The sequence below is a fragment of the Amycolatopsis mediterranei genome (genome assembly GCF_026017845.1).
Taxonomy (GTDB): domain Bacteria; phylum Actinomycetota; class Actinomycetes; order Mycobacteriales; family Pseudonocardiaceae; genus Amycolatopsis; species Amycolatopsis mediterranei.
The window spans coordinates 1,718,985-1,740,157 of the sequence record NZ_CP100416.1 but is presented as its reverse complement, the minus strand read 5'-3'; the positions used below and the strand labels follow the sequence as shown (position 1 = coordinate 1,740,157).

Here is a 21,173-nt window from a genome sequence, read left to right as displayed (position 1 = left end):
GAACCGTGGTACCGAAATCCGATTTGTCGCGGCGAAAACGCGAGGAATCGTCCCTGATGTGCGATTGGTCCGGTTCGCGACGGTATGGTGGACCACGCGCCACCGGCTTGCGCCACCTACTAAAGTCGGTCGCTCCGTCCACACCGGACAGTCCGGGTGTGACGGCAGTTCGGCCGTCACACCCGCGCGGCCAGGCGCCGGTCCACCTCGGCGGGCGCGAACACCGCGTCGACGACCATCGCCACCGCGCCGGCCACCGCCATTCCCTCGCCGCGGCCACCGATTTCCACCCGCAGGTTCTGCGTCGCCCGCGGGAGCGCCCGGCGGTACAGCACCTCCCGGACCCCCGCCACGAAATGCGGCTCGGCGAGGTCGCCGGCGATCACCACCACGCCGGGGTTGACCACGCACACCAGCGTCGCCAGCACCGCCCCCACCTGGCGGCCGGCCACTTCGGCGAGCCGCACCGCGGCCGGGTCCCCCGCCGTGATCCGGTCGCGGACGCCCGAGCCCGACTCCGTCGGCAGCCCCAGCGCGGTCAACTTCGCCGCCAGCGCACCGCCGCCGGCGACGGCCGCGAGGCAGCCGAGCGAGCCGCACGGGCAGCGGGCCTCCGGGTGGTCCGGGAGCCGGATGTGGCCGATGTCGCCCGCACCGCCGTCGATTCCGCGGTACACCTCGCCGCCGAGGACCAGGCCGGCGCCGATCCCGGTCGACACCTTCACCACGACCAGCGCCGCCGACTCCGGGTGGCGGGCCCGGTGTTCCCCCAGCGCCATCAGGTTCGCGTCGTTGTCGACCAGCACCGGGGCACCGAAGCGCGCGCCGAGGTGGGCGTCGATCGGGTAGCCGTCCCAGCCCGGCATGATCGGCGGCTGCGTGACGCGGGCGCGGCCGGGCTCCACCGGGCCCGGGACCGAAACGCCCACCCCGCACACCGGCCGGGCCGCCTCGGCCCGCAGCGCCTCGAACCACTCCGCGATCCGGTCGAGCACGGGCTCAGGGCCGTCGGCGACCCGCACCGCGCCCGCGCGCCGCGCCAGCACCCGGCCCGCCAGGTCGGTGACGGCGGCCTCGGCGTGCGTCGTGTCGATGCTCGCGGCGAGGACGACCGCGTGCCGGTCGTCGAAGCACAGCTGCCGCGCCGGGCGGCCGCCGGTGGAATCCTCCTGACCGCCCTCGGCGAGCAGGCCCGCGGTCTGGAGCTGCTCCAGGCGCGCGGTCAGCGTCGAGCGCGACAGCCCGCTGCGCTCCAGGAGGGCCTTCCGCGTGCTCGCCTGCCCCGTCCGGACCAGCTGCAGCAGCTCGCCGGCGCTGGTCGGCGTGGTCATCCGCCACCTCCTTCGGACTTTTGTCCATTGACAAGACACAAGCCGGAGATAGATTGGACATATGAACGTAACACGGGAGCGGGCCGCGGCTGTCCTGGCGGGCAACTGGCTCGGCGCGTCCACCGTGCCCTCGCGGGCGCTCTACCCGCACCAATGGAGCTGGGACTCCGCCTTCATCGCCCTCGGCCTGCGCCACCTGTCCCCCGGGCGCGCCCGGCGCGAGCTGCGGACGCTGTTCACCGCGCAGTGGGCCGACGGCCGCGTCCCGCACATCGTGTTCGACCCGCAGACACCGCCCGAGGCGTACTTCCCCGGGCCGTCGTTCTGGCACGCCGGGCGGACGTCGGGCCTGGTCCAGCCGCCGGTGCACGCCCGCGCCGTGCTCGCGGTGCACCGCACCGAGCCCGATCGCGAATTCCTCGCCGCGCTGTACCCGAAGCTGGTGGCCTGGCACGACTACCTGCGGACCGGCCGCGACGCGGGCGGGCGCGGGCTGGTGGCGATCGTGCACCCCTGGGAATCCGGCATGGACAACAGCCCGGCCTGGGACGAGCCGCTCACGCGCGTCCCGCCCGCCACCGGGTTCGTCCGCCGCGACCTGGCGCACGGCGACGCCGGCGACCGGCCGAGCGACGACGACTACGGCCGGTACGTCCGGCTCGCCGCCGAGTACCGCGACAGCGGTTACCGGGACTTCGGCCGCTTCGCCGTCGAAGACCCCGGCTTCAACGCCCTGCTGGCCGACGCCGAACTGGCGCTGGCCGAGATCGCCGAGGAGCTCGACCTGCCGTCCGCCGGCCACCGCGAAGCCGCCGCGCGCGTCCAGAAGGCGATGCAGGAGACGCTGTGGGACAGCGCCGCCGGCTTCTTCTTCGCCCGCGACGTCCACACCGGCTCGCTGGTCCGCGAGTACACGTGCGCCGGCCTGCTGCCGCTGGTGCTGCCGGACCTGGCGGTCGCCCCGGCACTGCTGGCGACCGCGACCGGCCCGCGCTTCCGGCTCGGCCGGGTGCACGGCGTCCCGAGCTACGACCTGACCGCACCGGGCTTCGACACCGGCCGCTACTGGCGCGGGCCGTCGTGGTTCAACGTCGGCTGGCTGATCCGGCAGGGCCTGCTGCACCACGGCGAGTTCGCCCTCGCCGAGCGGCTGGGCGACGACCTCGTCGAGATCGCCGCCCGCACGGACTTCGCCGAGTACGCCGACCCGCTGACCGGGGCCGGGCACGGCACCCGCACGTTCAGCTGGACGGCCGCCCTGACCGTGGACCTGCTGTCCGAGGGGAAGTGACGGGTCGCCCGGCCGCGTCGGGGGCGGCCGGGCGACCCGCTCAGCCCGCCGCGGTCGCGTAGTCCGAGCCCACCCAGGTTTCGTCGATCCGCAGCCGCTTGTAGCGCGAACTGTCGCTCGACGCCGCGTACGTGCTCGTCACCTGGAGCCGCACGTACCGGGCCGTCACCGCGGAGAGGTCGACGAACTGGACGCCGCGGTGGCTCGGCAGCGTCCCGGACTTCACCGCGCTGCCCCAGTCCTTGCCGTCACTCGACACGAACACCTTGTACGCCTTGATCCGCGCCGACTGCTCGGTGTCCGACCGGGCGTAGCTGACGGAGTCCTCGCGCTGGTTGAGCCCGAGGTACTGCACCTTCTTCGCCGCCCCGAGGTCGTAGTCGAGGTTGACCGGCAGCGTCTTGTTGTTGTCGAAGTAGGTCAGGTAGCTGCCGTCGCTCGCCGACTGTCCACCGTGGCCGCTCGCCGACGCGCTCGCCTTGAGCGTCACGGTCGCCGGGTCGTAGGTTCCGGTGCGGCCCGCCGTCTCGACCTTGAACACCGTGTCGTAGCTGTCCCAGCCGGACAGGCCGCTCAGCGTGAGACTGCCGCCGCCCTGGCTGAAGGAGATCGCCGCGCCGGTGCGCAGGTTCGTGACGCGGCGGACGCGGTAACCGTTGTCGCGGATCTTCAGCGTCGACGTCGACGGCTTGGTCAGGACGTGCACGTACTGGTTGCCACCCTTGATGGTGATGACACCGTGGGCGCCGTCGTTCCAGAAGCCCGGCTGCATGCCGCCGTACATGTACCCGGCGCCCTCCGTGCCGCCCAGGGACTCCCAGATCGCGTCCAGGTAGGTCTTCGCGAAGTTGTTGAACGCTTCCTGGTTCGAGGGGAACTTCCCGTTCACCATCGCCGTCTCGGCCATCAGGGACTTGATCGACGAGCCCGAGTTCGTGATGAACCGGCCGATGTTCAGCATCTTGTTGACCGCCGAGTTGGATCCGCCGTACCACCACGAGCCGGTGTCGGGGAGCTTGAAGCACGCCTCGGTGAGCCGCGGCATCGCGGTGTACGTCGCCTGCGGGTAGTCGTACGACGGCGTCATGCCGGTCTTCTGCTCGTTGCTGATCGTGTCCATGATCGGCGTGTCTTCGTTGTTGTTGCTCAGCAGATAATCCGGCCGCTGCTGGTAGATCTGCTGGTACAGGTCGTGCGACTCCCAGTAGGCGTTGTCGTTGTCGATCCAGAAGCCGCCGAGGTCGGGGTAGTTCTTCATGACTTCGAAGAAGTTGTCGTAGCTGAACTGGCCGAAGCCGTCCTGGCTGTCGAGGTTCACGGTCTTGCCCTTGTACTTCGAGTAGCCGGCGGAGTCGAGCCACTCGTGGCCGCCCTCGTCGTGCCACTGGGCGTCGTTGGTCATGTAGAGGATGACCTTGAGACCCCGTGCCTTCGCCGCGGCGACCAGCTCGCCGAGGAAGTCCCGCTTGGTGGAGCAGCTGCCGGGGATCTTCGACGGCCAGGCCCGCGAGTAGCCGAGCCGGCTGTGGAACGAGGCGAGCACGAGGTACGACGCGTGCAGCTTCTCGGCTTCGGTGACCCAGTAGGCGGGATCCCAGCCGCCGTCGGTGATCGCCTTTTCCCAGGCGCTGCAACTGGTGTAGCCGGGTGACGTGCGCATGCCCCAGTGCAGGAACAGCCCGGCCTGGCTGTCGCGCAGCCACTGCTGGGAAGGCTTCTGCAGATCGGCCGACGCCGGCGCGGCGACGAGCCCGGACACCGCCAGCGTCGCCGCGCACGCGACGAGCGCCCGGCGGAGGAACTTGGCTGCCATGAACGACCTCCAGTGGTCTGGTCCACTCGGTGGTGTACTCCTGGCCCGGCGGGCCGGTCAAGGTTTAGATCCGACCTTTCCGCCGAGTTTCGCTGGCCGGTACATCGCAGCCGCCGCCGTTCGGGTTAAATATCTGATATATGACGCAAGAGATCCGATCACTCTTGACTCCGCGTCCCGGGGGCGAGTAGATATTTCCCCCGGAAGCGCTTTCGCTTCCGAGACCATCGCTCCGGCGACACGGGCAGCACGCCGCGCCCCCCAGAGCTGGTCGGGATGCCGACGGACGGCGGATCGGCATCCCGGCCACCCTTCCACCGCGTCGCGGGGCCAGTGCACGAAAGGGACGACGATGTCCGAACACCCCCTTCGCCCGACCCGGCGCGCGGTCCTGGCCGGCACCCTCGGTGCCCTGGGCGCGCTCACCGCGGCGGGCCCCCTCGCGCGCGCGGCGGACCGGCTGCCCCCGATCGGCGGCGCGGCGCCGCCGGCGGACTGGTCCCGCGCGGTGATCGACTCGACGATGAAGCGCTACACGCCGGACAAGCTCGGCGGCTGGGGCTACACCCTCGGGCTGTACCTCTACGGGCAGTACCTGTTCTACAAGCGCACCGGCGAGAAGAAGTACCTCGACTACATCATCGCGTGGTACGACCGGTTCATCACCGACAGCGGCATCTCCAACAGCTTCAACAACCTGGACTCGATGCGCTCGTGCCAGATGCTGCCGCTGCTGTACGCGGAAACGGGCCGCAAGAAGTACAAGACGGCGGCCGACCAGCTGCGCAAGCGGTTCCCGTCCTACCCCCGGACGTCCGACGGCGGCATGTTCCACGCCACCAGCAAGGTCGGCCAGCTCTGGGGCGACGGCGTCTACATGGCCCAGCCGTTCCTCGCGCTGTACGGCGCGGCCTTCGGCGACGGTGACTACTGCTTCGAAGAGTCGGCGAAGAACATCGTCGTCTACTTCGGCCATCTGCGCGAACCGGCGAAGAACCTGCTGTACCACGCCTACGACGAGGACGGCTCCGAGTCGTGGGCGTCCGGAACCGGCCACCACTCGAAGTACCACTGGGCGCGCGCGATCGGCTGGTTCGGCATGGCCACCATCGACATCCTCGAGGTGCTGCCGGCCAACCACCCGCGGCGGGCCGCGCTGATCGACGTCGTCAACTTCCTGGCCGCCGGTTACCAGCGGTACCAGGACGCCTCGACCGGCCGCTGGTACCAGGTGGTGGACCGCGGCGGCGACTCGAAGAACTGGCTGGAGACGTCGGCGTCGTCGATGTACACGTTCACGATGGCCCGCGGCGTCCAGCGCGGCTACCTGCCGGCGTCCTACCAGGCGGTGGCAGACCGCGGCTACGCCGGCGTGCTTCGCAAGGTTTCCGTCGGCTCGGACGGCCTGACGAACATCACCGACATCTGCGAAGGCACCAACGTCGGTGACCTGTCCTACTACTACGGCCGGGCCCGCAAGACCAACGACTTCCACGGCCTCGGCGCGTTCCTCATCATGAACGAGCAGTACATGCACTGACCCCTGTGACGCCGCAGAAGGGGCCCCGGCTCACCAGCCGGGGCCCCTTCGTCTGTCCCGGAACGGACGGCGCGCGTACCCGAGCGGACGACACGCGTACGCAGATGGACGACACACCGGGCGAGTAGGTCCGCCCGGTGTGTCGTCCAGTCAGGTACGCGTGTCGTCCATGTAGGTCAGCAGGTTGAGGTGGAACTTGTGGTGTTGATGCGGAGGGTGCCGCCCGAGGTGGTGGCCGAGTCCTTGACGCAGTAGCCCGTCACCGACTGGAAGCCGATGTCGAACGGGCTCTTCGAACCCTTCTCCGCCGTGAAGTGGTCGAACGTGATGTCCGAGCTGTTGTTGACGATGCTCGCCGGGCGGCCGTCGTCCTTGGCGAACTCCACCGAGCTGTTCACGAACCGGATGCCGGCCGCGTAGTGCAGGTACCAGCCGTACGACGGGCGGGTGCCGATGCTCTTCGGGTTGTAGTCCGTCGCGGTGTTGCTCGGCACGCCCGTGCCCATCGTGCCGTTGCCGCCGGGCACCGACAGCTTCACGCCGGTGAACGTGACGTCGGAGACGCGGTGGCCGCTGTCCGCGCCCCAGATCGTCGGGCTGAAGTTCGTGCCGGTGTGCGTGCCGGTGACGTTGTCGAACGTGATGCCGCTGATCGACCCGACGCCGGGGTTGTTGCCGCAGCGTTTGCGCGTGCCGATCTTCATCATGATCGGCGAATACGTGCCCGACATCGTGATGTTGCGGTAGTGCACGTCGGAAATCTTGGCGCCGTCCATGGAGACGATGCCGATGCCGGATTTGTGCGCGCTGGTGATCGTGATGTCCGAGAACTGGTAGCCGGTGAAGTCACCGCACGTCTCGGACCCGAACATCAGCGCGTTGCAGCACTGCGCCGACAGTTTCGCGTTGTTCACCGTGACGTTCCCGTTCGGCAGTTTCGCGCCGAGCGCGTAGTCGCTCTTGAACACCAGTGCGTCGTCGTTCGCCGCGATGGTGGCGTTCGTGATCGTGACGTTCGTCGTGCTGATGATGTTCCAGCCGTCGCGGTCACTCGCCGTGTCGATGGTCAGGTGGTCGGAAACGACGTTCGTGCAGCCGTTGATCAGGGCCGCGAAGTGGCCGCCGCGGCGCAGTTTGACGCCGGACAGCGTCAGCCCGTCACACCGGGTGAGGGACAGGATCTTGTCGGCCTCGCCGGACTTCGGGTTGCCGGTGATGAGGTTGCCGCCGCCGTCGATCGTGCCCGCGCCGGTGAAGCCGATGTTCGTCAGCTTGTCGCCGTAGAACATGGCGTTGTGGAAGTGGCTGTGGCCGTAGTCCTGGTATTCGTCCCACTGGTTCGACTCGGGCTTGTCGTAGGTGTCCGCGCTGGACCCGGTGATCGTGGCACCCGCGTCGAGCTGGATCGTCACGTTGCTCTTGAGGTGGACGGTGTTCGCCGACTTGTAGGTGCCGGAGGTGAACCGGACGGTGCCGCCGCCCGCCGCGTTGGCCGCGGTGATCGCTTTGTCGATGGCGGCGGAATCGTTGGCCGACCCGTTTCCCTTGGCGCCGTAGTCCTTCACGTCGTAAACGCCGCCGGGCGCGGCGACGGAAACGCCGGCACCGGCCACCACCAGTCCCGCCACCGCGAAGGTGATCAGCAGGAGTTTCTTCACGTGCAACCGCCTTGTCATGGAATCGAAAAATTCGGCATGACGGCGGAACACCCAGATTACGAGTGGACCGAACGGAATGTCAAGATCGCCGGCCCGGGGACCCGCGCCACCCCCAGTCGGGCGCGGGTCCCCGTGATCGGTGACCCCGGTGTCCATTCAGGATTCCCGGAGTCTACCTTCACCGAGCCCGGGTTCCCCAGGCGTTTTCCCGGTCCGGATCAGGAAAGCGGCAGGATCGGCGGTACCCGGCGGGCACTGCTCCGGACGAGGACGGCGTGCCACCCGTTCGGCCGCCCCCCTGTCACCCAGAGTGGCTTCAGACCTTCTGCAGGCCGGGCTTCCCCGCTTGCACCACGTAGCTCGCGTCGTTCTTGATCACCACCGACGCCGGGTCGTAGACGCTCGTGTCGGAGGTGGTCACGAAGTCCGCGCGCATCTGCGACGGCGTGGTCGTGACGCGCACGTAGCCGCGCTCGCCCTTGCAGTACTTGACGTGCGGGTTGTTCGCGTACCAGGCCGCGCTGGGCGCCGCGGCGGTGTCGCTGTTGCTCGTCACCGACGTCGTGACCAGCTCCGAGCCGATGACCGGGTCGCTGTGGTCGAAGTAGTCGAGCCGCAGGTCGGCGGCCCAGTGCCGGTGGACGTCGCCGGTGAGCACGACCGGGTTGGCGACCTTGCGGTCGACCCAGCCCTGCTGGATCCGGTTGCGGGAGGCCTCGTAGCCCTGCCAGGAGTCGTTGCCCTCGCAGGTGGCCTTGTTGCCGTCGGCGTCCCGCGTGGCGAAGAAGACCTGCTGGCCGAGGAAGTCCCAGGTCGCCGGGTGCGATTCGAACTGCTTGAGCAGCCACGCCTCCTCGGTGGCGCCGAGGATGCTGCGCGAGGTGCTGCGCATGTCGGTGCAGGCCGGACCGGCGTCGCCGGCCGGGTCGGCCACCTGGGCGCTGCGGTACTGGCGCGTGTCGAGCATGTGGAAGCGGGCCAGGTTGCCCCACATCAGCTGCCGGTACAGCTGGATCGACGCGCCGTCGGGCTTGGCCGTCGACCGGATCGGGGTGTTCTCGTAGAAGGCCTGGAACCCGGCGGCCTTGCGCGCGGCCGGGGCGGGCGAGGTGGTGCCGTTCCAGTTGTTCATGACCTCGTGGTCGTCGAACACGACGATCCAGGGCGCGATCGCGTGCGCGGCCTGCAGGTCGGCGTCGGTCTTGTGCTGGGCGTGGCGGGCGCGGTACTGCGCGAGCGTGGTGACGTCCTCGGTGAAGGCCAGGCTGCGCGGGTTGCGCTCCTGCGCGGCCCGCCCCGACTTCTTTTCGTAGATGTAGTCGCCGAGGAACAGCACCAGGTCGGGGTCGTCGGCCACGATGCCCTTGTACGCGTGGTAGTAGCCCTCCTCCCAGTGCTGGCAGGAGCTGAAGCAGTACTTGAGCTGGTTGACCGCGGCACCGGCGGCGGGCGCGGTGCGCGTCCGGCCGACCGGCGAAAGGTAGCCGGAACTGCGGAAGCGGTAGAAGTACTCGCGCGTGGGCTGCAGCCCGGTCGGTTCGATGTGGACACTGTGCGCCGACGCACGGGTCGCGCTCACCGAGCCGCTCTGCACGATCGAGCTGAACGCCGCGTCGTTCGCGATCTCCCAGTCGACCGCGTACGTGGCGTCCGGCATGCCGCCGAAGCCGTCCGGGCTGAGCGGGGCGGGCGCGAGCCGCGTCCACAGCACGACGCTGTCGGGCAGCGGATCGCCCGAAGCGACGCCGAGCTGGAAAGGATCGTGGACGGCGGGGGCGGCCACCGTGGTGCGGGCGTTCGCCCACGACGGCAGCGCCGCCGAAGCCGCGGTGGCGGTGACCGCGGCGAGCCCGCCGAGGAGCACCTTGCGCCGGTTGACCTGACCCATGGGAAGGCCCTTTCTCGGGGTGGACGCGCGGTCAGGCCGCGAAGTCGGTGATGCCGTCGCTGCAGGACTTCAGGTCGGGCTTGGCGGTCGTGTAGTTCGCGACGCACACCTTGTAGAAGACCCAGCTGCCGTGCGGGACGGAGACGGCCTTGTCGGCCTTCGTGCCCTCGCCGCCGGAGTTCCAGACGTAGAACGGCCCGGCGCCGCCCTTGAGCCAGTAGGCGACCACCGCGGAGTAGCCGTCGGAATTCGTGTCGTAGACCAGGAAGTGCGAGTCGGACGAGCGGTACTGCGCCTCACCCGCGCAGGCGTCGGCGCACTGCCCGCTGCCCGAGCCGACGCCGCAGTCGGGCGCGACCCGCGTGTCGGAGTTCGTGAAGACGTAGGTGTCCGAGATGTACCCGCCGAGCGCGGGCACGTAGTCCCACAACGTGCCCGTGCCGTAGGTGCCGGTCACCGAAGAGCCGTTGACCTGGCAGTCGATGGTGACGGTGGCACCGTTCGCGACGGTCTTCACGGCCGTGGCACCCGCGGTGGGTGCCCGGCGGACGTTGAGCGGGTCACCCGCGGTCTTCACGGTCCCGCTCGCCGCGGCGGTCGCTTCGGCCGCGCCACCGGCCAGGAGCGCGCCCACCGCGGCCATTACCAGGCCGGAACCGGCGATACGCCGGAGTTTCGAACGCTTCATGGCGGCAGCGTGACGCCGGCCCGTACACGTTCCGTACAAAGGCGCACGTGTGCGCACAGACACTCCGAATGGATCTATCCCCTGCGCCGGACGGGTCCTAGAGTCCCGGCCATGGGGGAACTCATCGGGCAGGTTGAGACCACCTCGCTTACCATCCGCGTCCTCGGTCCGCTGGAGGTCACCGCCGCCGGGCGGGTGATCGCCCTCGGCGGCCCGAAGCCCCGGCTGCTGCTGGCCGCGCTGGCCCTGCAGCCGAACGTCGTCGTCTCGACCGATGTGCTGGTGGAAGTGCTGTGGCCGGAATCGGCGCCGCGGTCGGCCGCGGCGAACATCCGCACGTACGTGCACTCCCTGCGGAGGCGGTTCGCCGAAATCGACCCCGCCCTCGGCGAGCGGATCAGCAGCCGGGCCTCCGGCTACCTGCTGACCGCGGCGCCGGACGAACTGGACCACCTCGCGTTCGCCGCCCTGGCCGGCGAAGCGCAGGAAGCGCTCGACGCCGGTGAAGCCGAGGGCGCCCTCAAACTCCTCGACAAGGCCGACGCGCTGTGGCGCGGCGAAGTCCTCGAAGGCCTGCCGCACGACCACAGCTGGGGCGCGACCGTCGCCCGGCTCACCGAACTGCGGCTGTCGGTGCAGGAACAGCGGCTCCGCGCGCGGATCGGCCTCGGCCGCTCCGGCGAAGCCATCGCCGAGCTGCGCGGGCTGGTCACCGAGCACCCGCTGCGCGAGGAGCTCTGGGCGCAGCTGATCGTCGCGCTGCGCGCCGCGGGCCGGACCGGCGACGCGATCGAGGCGTACGAGTCGGCCGAGCGGGTCCTGCGCGAGGAGCTCGACGCCGAACCGGGCGCCCGGCTGCGCGAGCTGCGCGCGACGCTGGTGCCGGAGAACGTGCTCACCCCGGCGCGCGCGGCCGACGTCGCCCCGGTCTGCCAGCTGCCCCTGGACCTGCCGGACTTCACCGGCCGCGGCGCGCTGATCCGCGACGTCGTCACCCTGCTGCAGGAACGCGCGGACGCCGGCACGCCCGCCGTGGTCGTGCTGTCGGGCGCACCCGGCGTCGGCAAGTCGGCGGTCGCCGTCCGGGTCGCGCACGCGGTCCGCGACGAGTTCCCCGACGGCCAGCTGCACGTCGACCTGGCCGGCACGTCGTCGTCGCCGCGGGCACCGATGAGCGTGCTCGCCGAGCTGCTGCGCACGCTGGGCATCCCCGACGCCGGCCTGCCGCGCGAGCTGGCCGAGCGGTCGGCGCTGCTGCGGTCGCGGCTGGCCGGGCGCCGGATGTGCGTCGTGCTCGACGACGCCGGCAGCGAGGCCCAGGTGCGGCCGCTGCTGCCCGGGGCCGGGGCCTGCGCGGTGCTGGTGACCAGCCGGATCCGGCTGCCCGGGCTGGCCGGCGCGAAGCCGGTGGACGTCGACCTGCTGCCCGAGGCCGAGGCCGCGCGGCTGCTGGAGGGCATCGTCGGCGCCGAGCGGGTGGCGGCCGAGCCGGAGAGCGCCGCGGCGATCCTGCGCCAGTGCGGGCACCTGCCGCTGGCGATCCGGGTGGCCGGCGCGAAGCTCACGCACCGGCCGGGCTGGACGCTGCGGCTGCTGGCCGACCGGCTCGGTGACGAGCGCCGCCGGCTCGACGAGCTGCGCGTCGGCGACCTCGCCGTCCGTGCGAGCGTGACGCTGTCCTACGACCTGCTGCCGATGTCGGCGGCCACCGCCTTCCGCGGGCTGGGCCTGCTCGGCCCGGTCCAGTTCCCGACGTGGGCGGTCGCGGCCGTACTGGGCCGCCGCGACGCCGACGAGGTGCTCGACGTGCTGGTCGACGGCCACCTCGTCGAGCTCGTCGGCTCGGATTCGGCCGGCCAGCCGCGCTACCGGTTGCACGACCTGCTGCGCGTGTACGCGGTGGAGCTCGCCGAGCGCAGTGACGCGGCGAAGACCCGCGCCGGCCTGCGGCGGGTGCTGGAGGGGTACCTGGGGCTCGCGCTGGAGGCGGCGCGCCGGATGCCGCTGCACTTCTTCGGCATGTACTGCGACGACGAGCTGCCGCGCCCCGCGGTGCCCGAAGGCGTGCTGCCCGAAGACCCGGCCGCGTGGTTCGCGGCCGAGCGGCACACGACCGTCGCGGCGGTTTCGCTGGCCGCCCAGCACGGCTTCGACGACCTGGCCTGGCAGCTGGCTTCGGCGCTGACGCCGTACTTCGATCTGCGGGGCCCGCAGGACGACTGGCACAGCACGCACCTGGTCGCGCTAGCGGCGGCCCGCCGGACGGGCTCGACGCGGGCCGAGGCGATCGTCCAGCGCAACCTCGGGCAGTACCTGCTCTACCAGGACGAGTACGCCGAGGCACGGGTGGCGTTCGAGGAGTCGAAGAAGCTGTTCGACACGATCGGTGACGTCCAGGGCGTCGCCGTCGCCCTGACCGGGATCTCGACGATCCTGCGCATCGAAGGCGAGGACGACCTGGCCCTCGACCACTGCCACGAGGCGCTGAAGCTGTTCGCCGAGGCCGACGACCCGAACGGCGAAGCGGTGGCCCGCCTCGGCGCGGGTTCGGTGTGGATGTCCCGGGGCTGTTACGCGGCGGCGAAGCGCTGGATCACGGACGCACTGGAGCTGTCGGCCGCGATCGGCGACCGCCACCGCGAGGCCCACGCCCTCAAACGGCTGGGCCTGCTGTTCCAGCACCAGGGCAACCTGGCGGCGGCCCGCGAGCACGTCGACCGGGCCATCGCGATCTTCACCGACCTCGGTGACGACCATTGTGTGGGGTACGCGAACCAGAACCTCGGTGAGCTGTGCCTGCACAGCGGGGATTTCGCGCACGCGCAGCTGCTGCTGGTGAACTCGCTGGCGGTGCACCGCCGCAACGGCGACCGCCGATCGGAGGCGGAGGTTTCGCAGCTGCTCGGCGAGCTGCACCGCGCGCTTTCCCAGCCGGAGCGCTCGCGGGACTACTCGGAGCGGGCGCTGGCGATCTGGCGTGAGCTGTCCACCCGGCCGAAGGAGCCGGCGGTCGTCGTGGAAGCGCGGCCGCACATAGCTTCGGCCTGAGGTCACCGCGGCAGCTCGGCCCACCACGGCAGCTCGGCTCCGCCACGGCAGCTCGGCCCCACCGCGGCCGACTCGGCTCCACAACCGACTCGGCTCCACCGCGGCAGCTCGGCTCCGCCACGGCCGACTCGGCTCCACCGCGGCAACTCCGCTCGACCGCCGCCGACAGGACCGCCCCGGCCACACCCCCCTGCCGAACCGATACGCAGCCGCCTCAGCGGCCGACAGGCCGTGTCAAGGCACGCTTTCCCGCCTTGACACGGCCTGTCGGCCGTTGAACAATCCGGCGTTCGGGCCGGCGGGAAGAATCCGGCAGCGCAGAATCCGGCAGGCGAGAATCCGGCAGCGCAGAATCCGGCAGCGCAGAATCCGGCAGCCGAGAATCCGGCAGACCACGACTCGCACCACCGCCCGCACATACCTTCCCCCCGGCGCACAATCCGCTTGTACAGATCATGTACGCCGCCCCGTCAGTCTTCCTCCACGTTCGAGTGAACAAGTGCGAGAGGAGAACCGGGGATGATCCGGATCATGAAGGCCGGCCGCGTAACCGCGGCGGTTCTGGCCGCCGGGGCGGTGACGGCGCTGGCCGGAGCCCCCGCGCAGGCCGCCACGACGCCGTCCAACACCAACTGGACCGCCGATCTATCCACTGTGGACAGCAACGACGTCAACGTGACCGGCGCCGGTGGCACGCTGACGCTGACCGACGCCGCCTGGCACAGAACCGAACGCGTGTTCGCCGGCAGCGAGGGCAGCCTGACCACGGCCGAGCACAGGCTCGGCTCGGCGGCGAACCGCGTCAGCGCCGAACTGACCGCCGACACCCCCAAGGGCACCTCGGTCGACGTCGACGTCCGCGGCCGGACCGGCGTGAACGACTGGACCGAGTGGACCCCCGCGGGCACCGCGCTGAAGAGCGCCGTGAGCGAGGTGCAGGTGCGGATCAGCCTGCACAGCACCGCCGACGGCGTGCGGCCCTCCGTCAAGAGCGTCGCGCTCAGCGCCGACAGCGTCCCGCAGGTCAACGCGCTGGCCGCCGCGACCGCGCTGACCTACAAGGTCTTCGGCACCCGGGAAGGCCTGACCGGGCAGACGACCGCCAACGGCCACGTCATCACCAGCCGCGACCACTTCGTCGCGCTGCCGTCCGGGCGCGCCCTGGCCGGCAAGGGCAGCGGCACCTACACCGTGCGCGTCTGCAAGACCGACGGCAGCCGGTGCGAGTACGCGCCGGTGTGGGACGTCGGCCCGTGGAACACCAAGGACGACTACTGGAACCCGGCCTCGGTGCGCGCCGAGTACAAGGACCTCCCGCAGGGCCAGCCCGAGGCGTACGCCGCCTACCACAACGGCTACAACGGCGGTAAGGACGACCTCGGCTACAAGGTCGGCAACCCGGCCGGCATCGACCTCGCCGACGGCGTCTTCTACGACGGGCTCGGCATGTCGGACAACGGCAACGTCAACGTCACCTACCTGTGGACCGGCTCCGACAAGACCGGCGTGGTCAGCACGGCGGGCGACCCGATGAACGTCCGGGCGAGCGCCAGCACTTCGGCCGCCATCAAGGGCCTCGCGGCGAACTACGCCAAGGTGAACATCGAGTGCTACGTCGAGGGTGACACGGTCGCCGGCAAGTTCGGCACCACCAACATCTGGGACCGGATCGGCCCGAACAACTACGTCTCGGACACCTACCTCCAGACCGGTTCGGACGACCCCGTCGCCCCGCACTGCTGAACCCCCGATCATCGCGGGGGTCGACTGCCCTCACCCCCGCGATAACGCGAAGGCCCGGTGTCCCCCGCCGGGCCTTCGCCCATTTCCCCGCCATTCCACTCAGCGGCACACAATTCACAAGCGTGAACAGGCTTCCGCCGGGTGTACAACCGCCCGCCGGGCGTGCAAAAATTCCGGGCACTCTCCTCCCCACGGATTCACGGAATGGCGGGCACCTGTGAGCGTTTCCCGGAGAACCCTGCTGACCACCGCGGCCGGTGCCGCGGTGGCGGTGGGCGCCAGCACCTCGACGGCCGCCGCCGCAGGCACCGTCGCGGCCACCCCCGACCACCCCGACCTGGCCTCGGCCACCCGGACGCTCCGCCAAGCGGCCGATTACGCGGTGGCCAAGCTCCGCGCAGTGGCCCCCGGCGTCACCGCGTTTCCGGTCGGCACGAAGTTCGAGAAATGGACCTATTCGCAGAACGGCGACTGGGTCGGCGGATTCTGGCCCGGCCAGTTGTGGCTGGCCTGGCTGCACAGCGGCGAGGAGCAATTCAAAACCCTCGCACTGGCTTCCGCCGAGAAACTCGCGCCGCGGCAGAACGACACGGGCACGCACGACCTCGGCTTCCTCTTCTCCCCCTCGTGGGTGACCGCCTGGCGGCTCACCGGCGACGAGAAGTGGAAGGCCGGCGCGGTGCAGGCCGCGTCGTCGCTGATCAAGCGCTACAACCCCGCGGGCCGGTTCATCCGCGCCTGGGGTGCGCTGTCCGACCCGAACAACGCCGGCCGGGTCATCATGGACACGATGATGAACCTGGACCTGCTCGCGTTCGCCAGTGCGCAGACCGGGGACCCGAAGTACCTCGAAATCGCCGCCGCGCACGCGAAGACGGCACAGCAGCACTTCCCTCGCCCCGACGGGTCGACCCCGCACGTGTTCGACTTCGACCCGGTCACCGGCGCGCCGATCGGGCCGAACACGGTGCAGGGCTACAGCCCCACGTCGTGCTGGTCGCGCGGGCAGGCCTGGGGCGTCTACGGGTTCACGACCATCCACCGGCGCACCGGCGACCCGGAGTTCCTGACCACCGCCCGGCGGCTCGCGGACTTCGCGCTGTCCCAGCTGACGCCCGATCACGTGCCCGTGTGGGACTACCTGGCCCCGCAGGCGCCCGACGACGTCAAGGACGCCTCCGCCGGCGTGATCATGGCGTGCGGTCTGCTGGATCTCGCCGAACTCACGCACCGCCCGCACTACCGCGAAAGCGCGCTGAGGATTCTCACCGCGGTGTCTCGGACGTGCCTGACGACGAAGTCCACCCGCGCCGAGGCGAGCGTCGCGCGCTGCACCCGCAACCGGCCGAACGAGGACGGCGTCGAGGTGTCGCTGCCCTACGCCGACTACTACCTGCTGGAAGGCATCCTGCGGGTGCTCGACCGGCGCAAGGTGGACCGCGCGATCGACCTTTCGAGCGTGTAGTGCCTCCGGGGAGGCCGCCACCTCCCCGGACGCGCTGTCAGTGCTGGTGGTGCGCGTGCACCTTGGCGTGGCCGAGGCCGCGCCCGATCATCCACTTGTTGACCGGCACCGTGACGACGAACGCGATCGCCAGCGAGAGCGCCAGCGACAGCCAGAACAGGAAGCCGGCCAGCCCGGCGTTCATCGCGCCCGGGATCGCCACGACCACGGTGTTGTCGATCAGCTCCATCACGGCGATCGACACGGTGTCCGCGGCCAGCGCAACCTTGAACGCCGCCGCCGCGCCGAGCCCCGACTTCAGCACGCCCCGCATGGTCAGGCCGTACCCGAAGACGAAGGCCAGCACGATCGACAGGACCACGGTCGCCGCGTTGTGCAGGCCGAACGCCGTGCCCAGCACCATGCCGAGCACCTCACCGATGGCACAGCCGGTCAGGCAGTGCAGAGTCGCTTGGATCGCTGTCGCCCACGAAGCCCCGTGCTGTTCACTCATGACCGGAACGATACCCCTGGGGGGTACCACGCGCACGTTTCGCCGGTCACCCCACCCGGGGCTTGCGGCCTGCTACGGAACGTGACCAAAAGCGGCCGGCCAGGGCTTCCACCTCCGGACGCCCTCGAAGCAGAGCTCACTTTCGTAACCCTTTGCGCACATCCCGTTGACCACAGTTACCCGGGGCCCTACGTTCGCCCTTGGTCTCCACCATGGGCAGACCCATCGAACTGATCGAATTGCCTGAGGAACGGGTGGAGATGCGAGGGCCGACGAAGACCTTCCGGCTGGTCGCGACGGTGCCGCTGGTCGCGGCGCTCACGCTCGGAGGCTGCTCGGACCAGCTGGGCAGCGCGCCCGCGCCGTCGCCGACCCGGGTCGAGTTCGTGCCCAAGGTCCGCGGCATCCCGTACTTCGAGGCGATGGACAACGGCGGGCTCGAGGCGGCGAAACAGCTGGGGCTGGCGTGGCACTCGACCGGCCCGGCCACCGTCGACCCGGCCGCGCAGGTGACGATCATGCGCGACCTGATCGCGAAGAAGGTCGACGTCATCGTCGTGGCCCCGAACGACCCGGCCGCGCTCGCGGGCGTGATCGCCGAGGCCCGGGCCAAGGGCATCCACGTGCTCACCTCGGACACCGACGCGCCGGGCACGCAGCGTGAGGTGTTCGTCAACCAGGCCAGCGCGCAGGGCATCGGCACCGCGCTCGTCGACGCGCTGATGGCCAAGACCGGCGGCACCGGCCAGTACGCGATCGTCTCCTGCGGACCGGCCGCGGCGAACCTCAACTCGTGGATCGCGGTGCAGAAGGAGTACGCGGCGGCGCACTACCCGAAGGCGGAGCTCGTCGACACCGTGTACGCGGGCGAAGACGTAGAAGCCGCGACGGCGCTGGCCAAGCAGCTCATGGCCGGCCATCCCGGCCTGACCGGGCTGATCGGCGAGTGCACGACGTCCGCGCCCGGCGTCGCGAAGGCCGTCGACGACGAACAGAAGATCGGCCGGGTGTTCACCGTCGGTGTCGGGACGCCGCAGGCGATCAAGCCGTTCCTCCTCAAGGGCGCGTGCTCGCAGTCGGTGCTGTGGAACGTCGAGTCGCTGGGCTACCTGACCGCGTGGACGGCGAAGCAGGTCGTCGACGGCAAGCCACTGGGCCCGGTCAACAAGGTGAGCCTGGAGCTGCCGGCGGTGAAGTACGACGCCGCGGCGAAGACCGTCCTGCTGGGCGACCCGCTGCTCATCACCGCCGACAACGTCGACCAGTTCAAGTACTGACCGGGCTCACCGGTGCCGGCGCCCGTGGGCGGCCGCCGCACCCCCGCCGAGCACGAGGATCAGCGCCGTCAGCCCCCAGCGGCGTTTCTCCTGGGTCCGCCGTCGTCCGGTGTCCTGGGCCACCGGCTCGGTCTTCTCCTCCGGACGCGCGTGGTGCGTCGTCGGCGGGGCCGGCGGCGGAGGTGACGGGGCCGGGGTGGACGGCGGGGGCGTCACCACCGCCGGAGGCGTGGGTGCCGGCACCGGGGCCGGGGGCAGGACGACGGGCTGCTCCACCGGTGGCGGCGGCGGGGGCGGCTCCGGCGACGGCTCAGGTGACGGCGTCTCGGTCCGGGGCGGCGGCGGCTCCGACGACTGCCCCGGAGGCGTCGTCGGGGGTGGTGACGACTGCCCCGGGGGCGTCGTCGGCGGAGGTGACGTCGTCGGCGGACGTGCCGGCGGCTCGGCGAGGCAGCCGGCCGCATCGCCGCTCACCAGCGGTGGCCCGGTCGCGACCTCCGTCGCCGGGCCCGAGCCGTCCCGCGGTAAGCGGAACGTGGCGCTGCGCCGGCCGGCTTGGTTGGCCGTGGCGTAGATCGCGCCGGGGGCGAGCACCACCGACCCGTACGCGCCGCCTTCGGGGAACCGGAGCCCGGGCACCACCGCGACCTTCCCGCTCGCCGGGTCGAGGGTGACCACCGAGCTGTCCCCGCGCGAAGTCGCCGAGACGCCGTACAGGAGCCCGTCCGCCGGGTCGACGGCGAAGTCGTCGACGCCGATGGCGAGCGACACCGGCCGCAGCGACGTCCGGTGCACCACCCGCAGGTAGTCCGCGCCGGCCGGGTCGATGTCCACTGTGTACAGATCGCTGCCCTGCCGGACGTACCAGCGGGCGCCGTCGACCGCACCCGCGGTGGCCCCGGTGACCGGGCTCCACACCGGTTTCGGCGCGCCGGCCCGGCCGATCACGCCCAGGTCGGTGACCACGCCGGCGGCGTCGATCCGCACCGCGTGCGCGCCGTGGTACCGGCCGGCGCGGGTGCCGTCGGCGACGCCGTAGACCACGTTCTGCGCCGCGGAGTAGCCCATCGCGTTGATCCAGTACCCGGCCTGGCTCACCCGCCGCGTGACGCCGCCGGGCAGCGAGAGCAGCCGCAGCGTCGTCGGTGCGCCGCTGCGTTCGTTCTCCGCCTGCAGGATCGTGCAGCCGGCCGGCTCCCGCGCCACCGTGAGGTGGGACGCCGGGGGCGCGAGCCAGCCCGAGGCCGCCAGCAGCGCCGAAACCGCCGCGGCCACGCCGAACGCGGCCGCCCAGCGGATCCGCGTGCCGGTCAAACCAGCCTGGCCAGCGCCGAGGTGAACGCCTCGGGGGGCACGCTGACGCCGCCGCTGAACGGGTTCTGCAGCTGGTAGATCGCGAACAGCAGCAACGTGATCGTGCCGGCCAGGGTGGACACGATGACGATGTGCGCGGCCAGCCGCGTGCCGCCGAACAGGTTGGGCAGCAGGATGGCCGTGATCAGGCTGCCGAGGATCAGCGCGAACCAGACGACCGCGCCGACCCCGCCGGCGCCGGAGTGGGCCAGCCGCTGCTGCCGGGCCTGGTAGACCGACCAGAGCTGGTTGCTCGCCTCGGTCTTGCGGTCCAGCAGCCAGTCGTCGTCGGCCGGGGCTTCGGCCACCGCCTGGCGCATCTGGTCGAGCTGCGAAGCACCCGTGGCGGGGACCTCGCCGCCGTCGGCCAGGCGCGGCCACTCCTGCTCTTCGACCGTGCGCGCGTAGGCCGCGGCGAGCTGGTGCACCCGGTCCTTCGTCGCCTCGGGCAGCGCGTCGGCCGCCCAGCTGGCCGCGACCAGGCTGTCGGCTTCGCTCTGCGCGGTCTGGCTCACGGTGCTGACCGAGTCGTACAGCGAGATGAGGACGAAGGCGACCAGGACCGCGTGCAGCCCGCCGACGATGGTGAACACCTGACCGGCCGCGTCGTTGTTGCCGGGCCGCCCTTCGTCGTCCCGGCCGAACCGGCGGACCAGGTAGGCGATCAGGCCGCCGACGCAGGCCGCACCGGCCACCCAGAGACTGCCGGCCACGAAGATGTTCATCCGGGTCCTTTCGCCCGCGAAGCGCGGGAAGCACTGCCCGGCGCATTCCACGGCCGGGACCGCTCAAGTTAGTCACCCATTTACGGGCCGACAACAGCAACGGCGGAATTCATCCGAGTGGCCGTAAAAATCCGCGCTCGTCGCCGGTTCGGCGCAGTTACCGGGCCTCCGGGACCCTTTCTCCGTTCCGCACGGCGATCACGGCAGGCCGGTGCAGAGCTGGACCTTCCCGACCGGGTGACGCTCAGGAACAGGCAGTCACCGCATCCGGTCCGCCCCCTCCGCGGGACGCCACCCGAAACCCACCCAGGTCGAACAGGTGATTTTCGCCGATGACCCCGATCGTGTCATTGTGCGACGGGACGCCGTTGCTATGTTGATTCGGCGGAGCCGCAAAACCAGGCGGATATCAGCAATAAAAGATCATGACCGGCGTGCCGGCCGGGACGCCGCACGTGCCGAACGCGAATGATTGGGTGGTCCTCGTTGTGACTGTCACCGACCCGGTGGAATCCGAGCAGGCACCGTCGAGCCTGGGACGGGCGGCGGCCCGGACACTGGCCACCACCACCAAATCCGTCCCCCAGATGCAGGGCATCTCCTCCCGCTGGCTGCTCAAACTCCTCCCCTGGGTCGACGTCGCCGCCGGCGCCTACCGCGTCAACCGCCGCCTCTCCTACGCCGTCGGCGACGGCCGCGTCACCTTCACCACCACCGGCGCCCACGTCCGCGTCATCCCCCCCGAACTCGGCGAACTCGCCCCCCTACGCGGCTACGACGACGAAGACGTCCTCACCGAACTCGCCGACCGCTTCACCCAACACGAATACGCCCCCGGCGACGCCCTCGTCGAATTCGGC

At 70.8% G+C, this 21,173-nt stretch carries 14 protein-coding genes and 1 pseudogene; 7 read left to right on the top strand and 8 right to left on the bottom strand.

Features of this window, described 5'->3' with window-relative positions; translation table 11 throughout:
• Nucleotides 1-176 precede the first annotated feature (176 nt).
• Nucleotides 177-1,331 carry an ROK family transcriptional regulator gene (locus tag ISP_RS08295; RefSeq protein WP_013223433.1) on the bottom strand — a complete coding sequence of 385 codons (1,155 nt, stop codon included), beginning with the start codon at nucleotides 1,329-1,331 and terminating at the stop codon, nucleotides 177-179.
• Between the two features lie 61 nt (nucleotides 1,332-1,392).
• On the opposite strand from ISP_RS08295, the gene ISP_RS08290 reads away from it, so the two are divergent.
• The gene (locus tag ISP_RS08290) at nucleotides 1,393-2,622 is read left to right on the top strand and encodes an MGH1-like glycoside hydrolase domain-containing protein (protein ID WP_013223432.1); all 1,230 of its coding nucleotides are present in this window, start codon (nucleotides 1,393-1,395) and stop codon (nucleotides 2,620-2,622) included.
• Nucleotides 2,623-2,662: 40 nt separating this feature from the next.
• Here the strand turns inward: ISP_RS08290 and ISP_RS08285 are convergent, their stop codons facing one another.
• On the bottom strand, nucleotides 2,663-4,435 hold the full coding sequence (locus ISP_RS08285) for an alpha-L-fucosidase (protein WP_013223431.1): 1,773 nt from the start codon (nucleotides 4,433-4,435) through the stop codon (nucleotides 2,663-2,665).
• A 352-nt stretch (nucleotides 4,436-4,787) separates the two neighbouring features.
• Here ISP_RS08285 and ISP_RS08280 point away from each other — a divergent pair, with 352 nt between their 5' ends.
• A complete protein-coding gene (locus ISP_RS08280; protein ID WP_013223430.1) occupies nucleotides 4,788-5,975 on the top strand; it encodes a glycoside hydrolase family 88/105 protein in 1,188 nt (395 codons plus the stop codon).
• Nucleotides 5,976-6,151: 176 nt separating this feature from the next.
• Here the strand turns inward: ISP_RS08280 and ISP_RS08275 are convergent, their stop codons facing one another.
• From ISP_RS08275 to ISP_RS08265, 3 genes are all read right to left on the bottom strand, one after another.
• Nucleotides 6,152-7,633 (bottom strand): glycoside hydrolase family 28 protein, encoded by a 1,482-nt coding sequence (locus ISP_RS08275; protein WP_013223429.1) that lies wholly within the window; start codon nucleotides 7,631-7,633, stop codon nucleotides 6,152-6,154.
• A gap of 316 nt (nucleotides 7,634-7,949) precedes the next feature.
• A complete protein-coding gene (locus ISP_RS08270; protein WP_013223428.1) occupies nucleotides 7,950-9,521 on the bottom strand; it encodes an alkaline phosphatase D family protein in 1,572 nt (523 codons plus the stop codon).
• A gap of 31 nt (nucleotides 9,522-9,552) precedes the next feature.
• On the bottom strand, nucleotides 9,553-10,209 hold the full coding sequence (locus ISP_RS08265) for a hypothetical protein (RefSeq protein WP_034284436.1): 657 nt from the start codon (nucleotides 10,207-10,209) through the stop codon (nucleotides 9,553-9,555).
• A gap of 111 nt (nucleotides 10,210-10,320) precedes the next feature.
• Between ISP_RS08265 and ISP_RS08260 the strand changes: the two genes are divergently transcribed.
• The 3 genes from ISP_RS08260 (at nucleotide 10,321) to ISP_RS08250 (ending at nucleotide 16,465) form a co-directional block, all read left to right on the top strand.
• Nucleotides 10,321-13,257, top strand: coding sequence for an AfsR/SARP family transcriptional regulator (locus ISP_RS08260; RefSeq protein WP_013223426.1), 2,937 nt, complete (start codon nucleotides 10,321-10,323; stop codon nucleotides 13,255-13,257).
• Between the two features lie 519 nt (nucleotides 13,258-13,776).
• Nucleotides 13,777-15,000 (top strand): hypothetical protein, encoded by a 1,224-nt coding sequence (locus ISP_RS08255; protein WP_013223425.1) that lies wholly within the window; start codon nucleotides 13,777-13,779, stop codon nucleotides 14,998-15,000.
• A gap of 217 nt (nucleotides 15,001-15,217) precedes the next feature.
• A complete protein-coding gene (locus tag ISP_RS08250; RefSeq protein WP_013223424.1) occupies nucleotides 15,218-16,465 on the top strand; it encodes a glycoside hydrolase family protein in 1,248 nt (415 codons plus the stop codon).
• A 37-nt stretch (nucleotides 16,466-16,502) separates the two neighbouring features.
• On the opposite strand, the gene ISP_RS08245 is transcribed toward ISP_RS08250, so the two are convergent.
• Entirely contained in the window at nucleotides 16,503-16,958 is a 456-nt protein-coding gene (locus ISP_RS08245) for a DUF4396 domain-containing protein (RefSeq protein WP_014466680.1), read from the bottom strand.
• 260 nt (nucleotides 16,959-17,218) lie between these two features.
• Between ISP_RS08245 and ISP_RS08240 the strand changes: the two genes are divergently transcribed.
• Nucleotides 17,219-18,235: an autoinducer 2 ABC transporter substrate-binding protein gene (locus ISP_RS08240; protein ID WP_176742142.1), complete on the top strand. Its 1,017-nt coding sequence runs from the start codon at nucleotides 17,219-17,221 to the stop codon at nucleotides 18,233-18,235.
• 6 nt (nucleotides 18,236-18,241) lie between these two features.
• On the opposite strand, the gene ISP_RS08235 is transcribed toward ISP_RS08240, so the two are convergent.
• Nucleotides 18,242-19,549: a DUF6923 family protein gene (locus ISP_RS08235; RefSeq protein ID WP_013223421.1), complete on the bottom strand. Its 1,308-nt coding sequence runs from the start codon at nucleotides 19,547-19,549 to the stop codon at nucleotides 18,242-18,244.
• Entirely contained in the window at nucleotides 19,546-20,313 is a 768-nt protein-coding gene (locus ISP_RS08230) for a bestrophin-like domain (RefSeq protein ID WP_013223420.1), read from the bottom strand. The genes ISP_RS08235 and ISP_RS08230 overlap by 4 nt, the downstream gene beginning before the upstream one ends.
• Nucleotides 20,314-20,738: 425 nt before the next feature.
• Between ISP_RS08230 and ISP_RS08225 the strand changes: the two are divergent.
• Nucleotides 20,739-21,173: pseudogene (locus ISP_RS08225) on the top strand (Crp/Fnr family transcriptional regulator); the annotation flags it as partial.

Bases quoted from the DNA above. Each gene is read 5' to 3' on its own strand.
- ISP_RS08295 (WP_013223433.1), bottom strand. From the start codon at position 1,331: ATGACCACGCCGACCAGCGCCGGCGAGCTGCTGCAGCTGGTCCGGACG.
- ISP_RS08290 (WP_013223432.1), top strand. From the start codon at position 1,393: ATGAACGTAACACGGGAGCGGGCCGCGGCTGTCCTGGCGGGCAACTGG.
- ISP_RS08285 (WP_013223431.1), bottom strand. From the start codon at position 4,435: ATGGCAGCCAAGTTCCTCCGCCGGGCGCTCGTCGCGTGCGCGGCGACG.
- ISP_RS08280 (WP_013223430.1), top strand. From the start codon at position 4,788: ATGTCCGAACACCCCCTTCGCCCGACCCGGCGCGCGGTCCTGGCCGGC.
- ISP_RS08270 (WP_013223428.1), bottom strand. From the start codon at position 9,521: ATGGGTCAGGTCAACCGGCGCAAGGTGCTCCTCGGCGGGCTCGCCGCG.
- ISP_RS08265 (WP_034284436.1), bottom strand. From the start codon at position 10,209: ATGAAGCGTTCGAAACTCCGGCGTATCGCCGGTTCCGGCCTGGTAATG.
- ISP_RS08260 (WP_013223426.1), top strand. From the start codon at position 10,321: ATGGGGGAACTCATCGGGCAGGTTGAGACCACCTCGCTTACCATCCGC.
- ISP_RS08255 (WP_013223425.1), top strand. From the start codon at position 13,777: ATGATCCGGATCATGAAGGCCGGCCGCGTAACCGCGGCGGTTCTGGCC.
- ISP_RS08245 (WP_014466680.1), bottom strand. From the start codon at position 16,958: ATGAGTGAACAGCACGGGGCTTCGTGGGCGACAGCGATCCAAGCGACT.
- ISP_RS08240 (WP_176742142.1), top strand. From the start codon at position 17,219: ATGCGAGGGCCGACGAAGACCTTCCGGCTGGTCGCGACGGTGCCGCTG.
- ISP_RS08230 (WP_013223420.1), bottom strand. From the start codon at position 20,313: ATGAACATCTTCGTGGCCGGCAGTCTCTGGGTGGCCGGTGCGGCCTGC.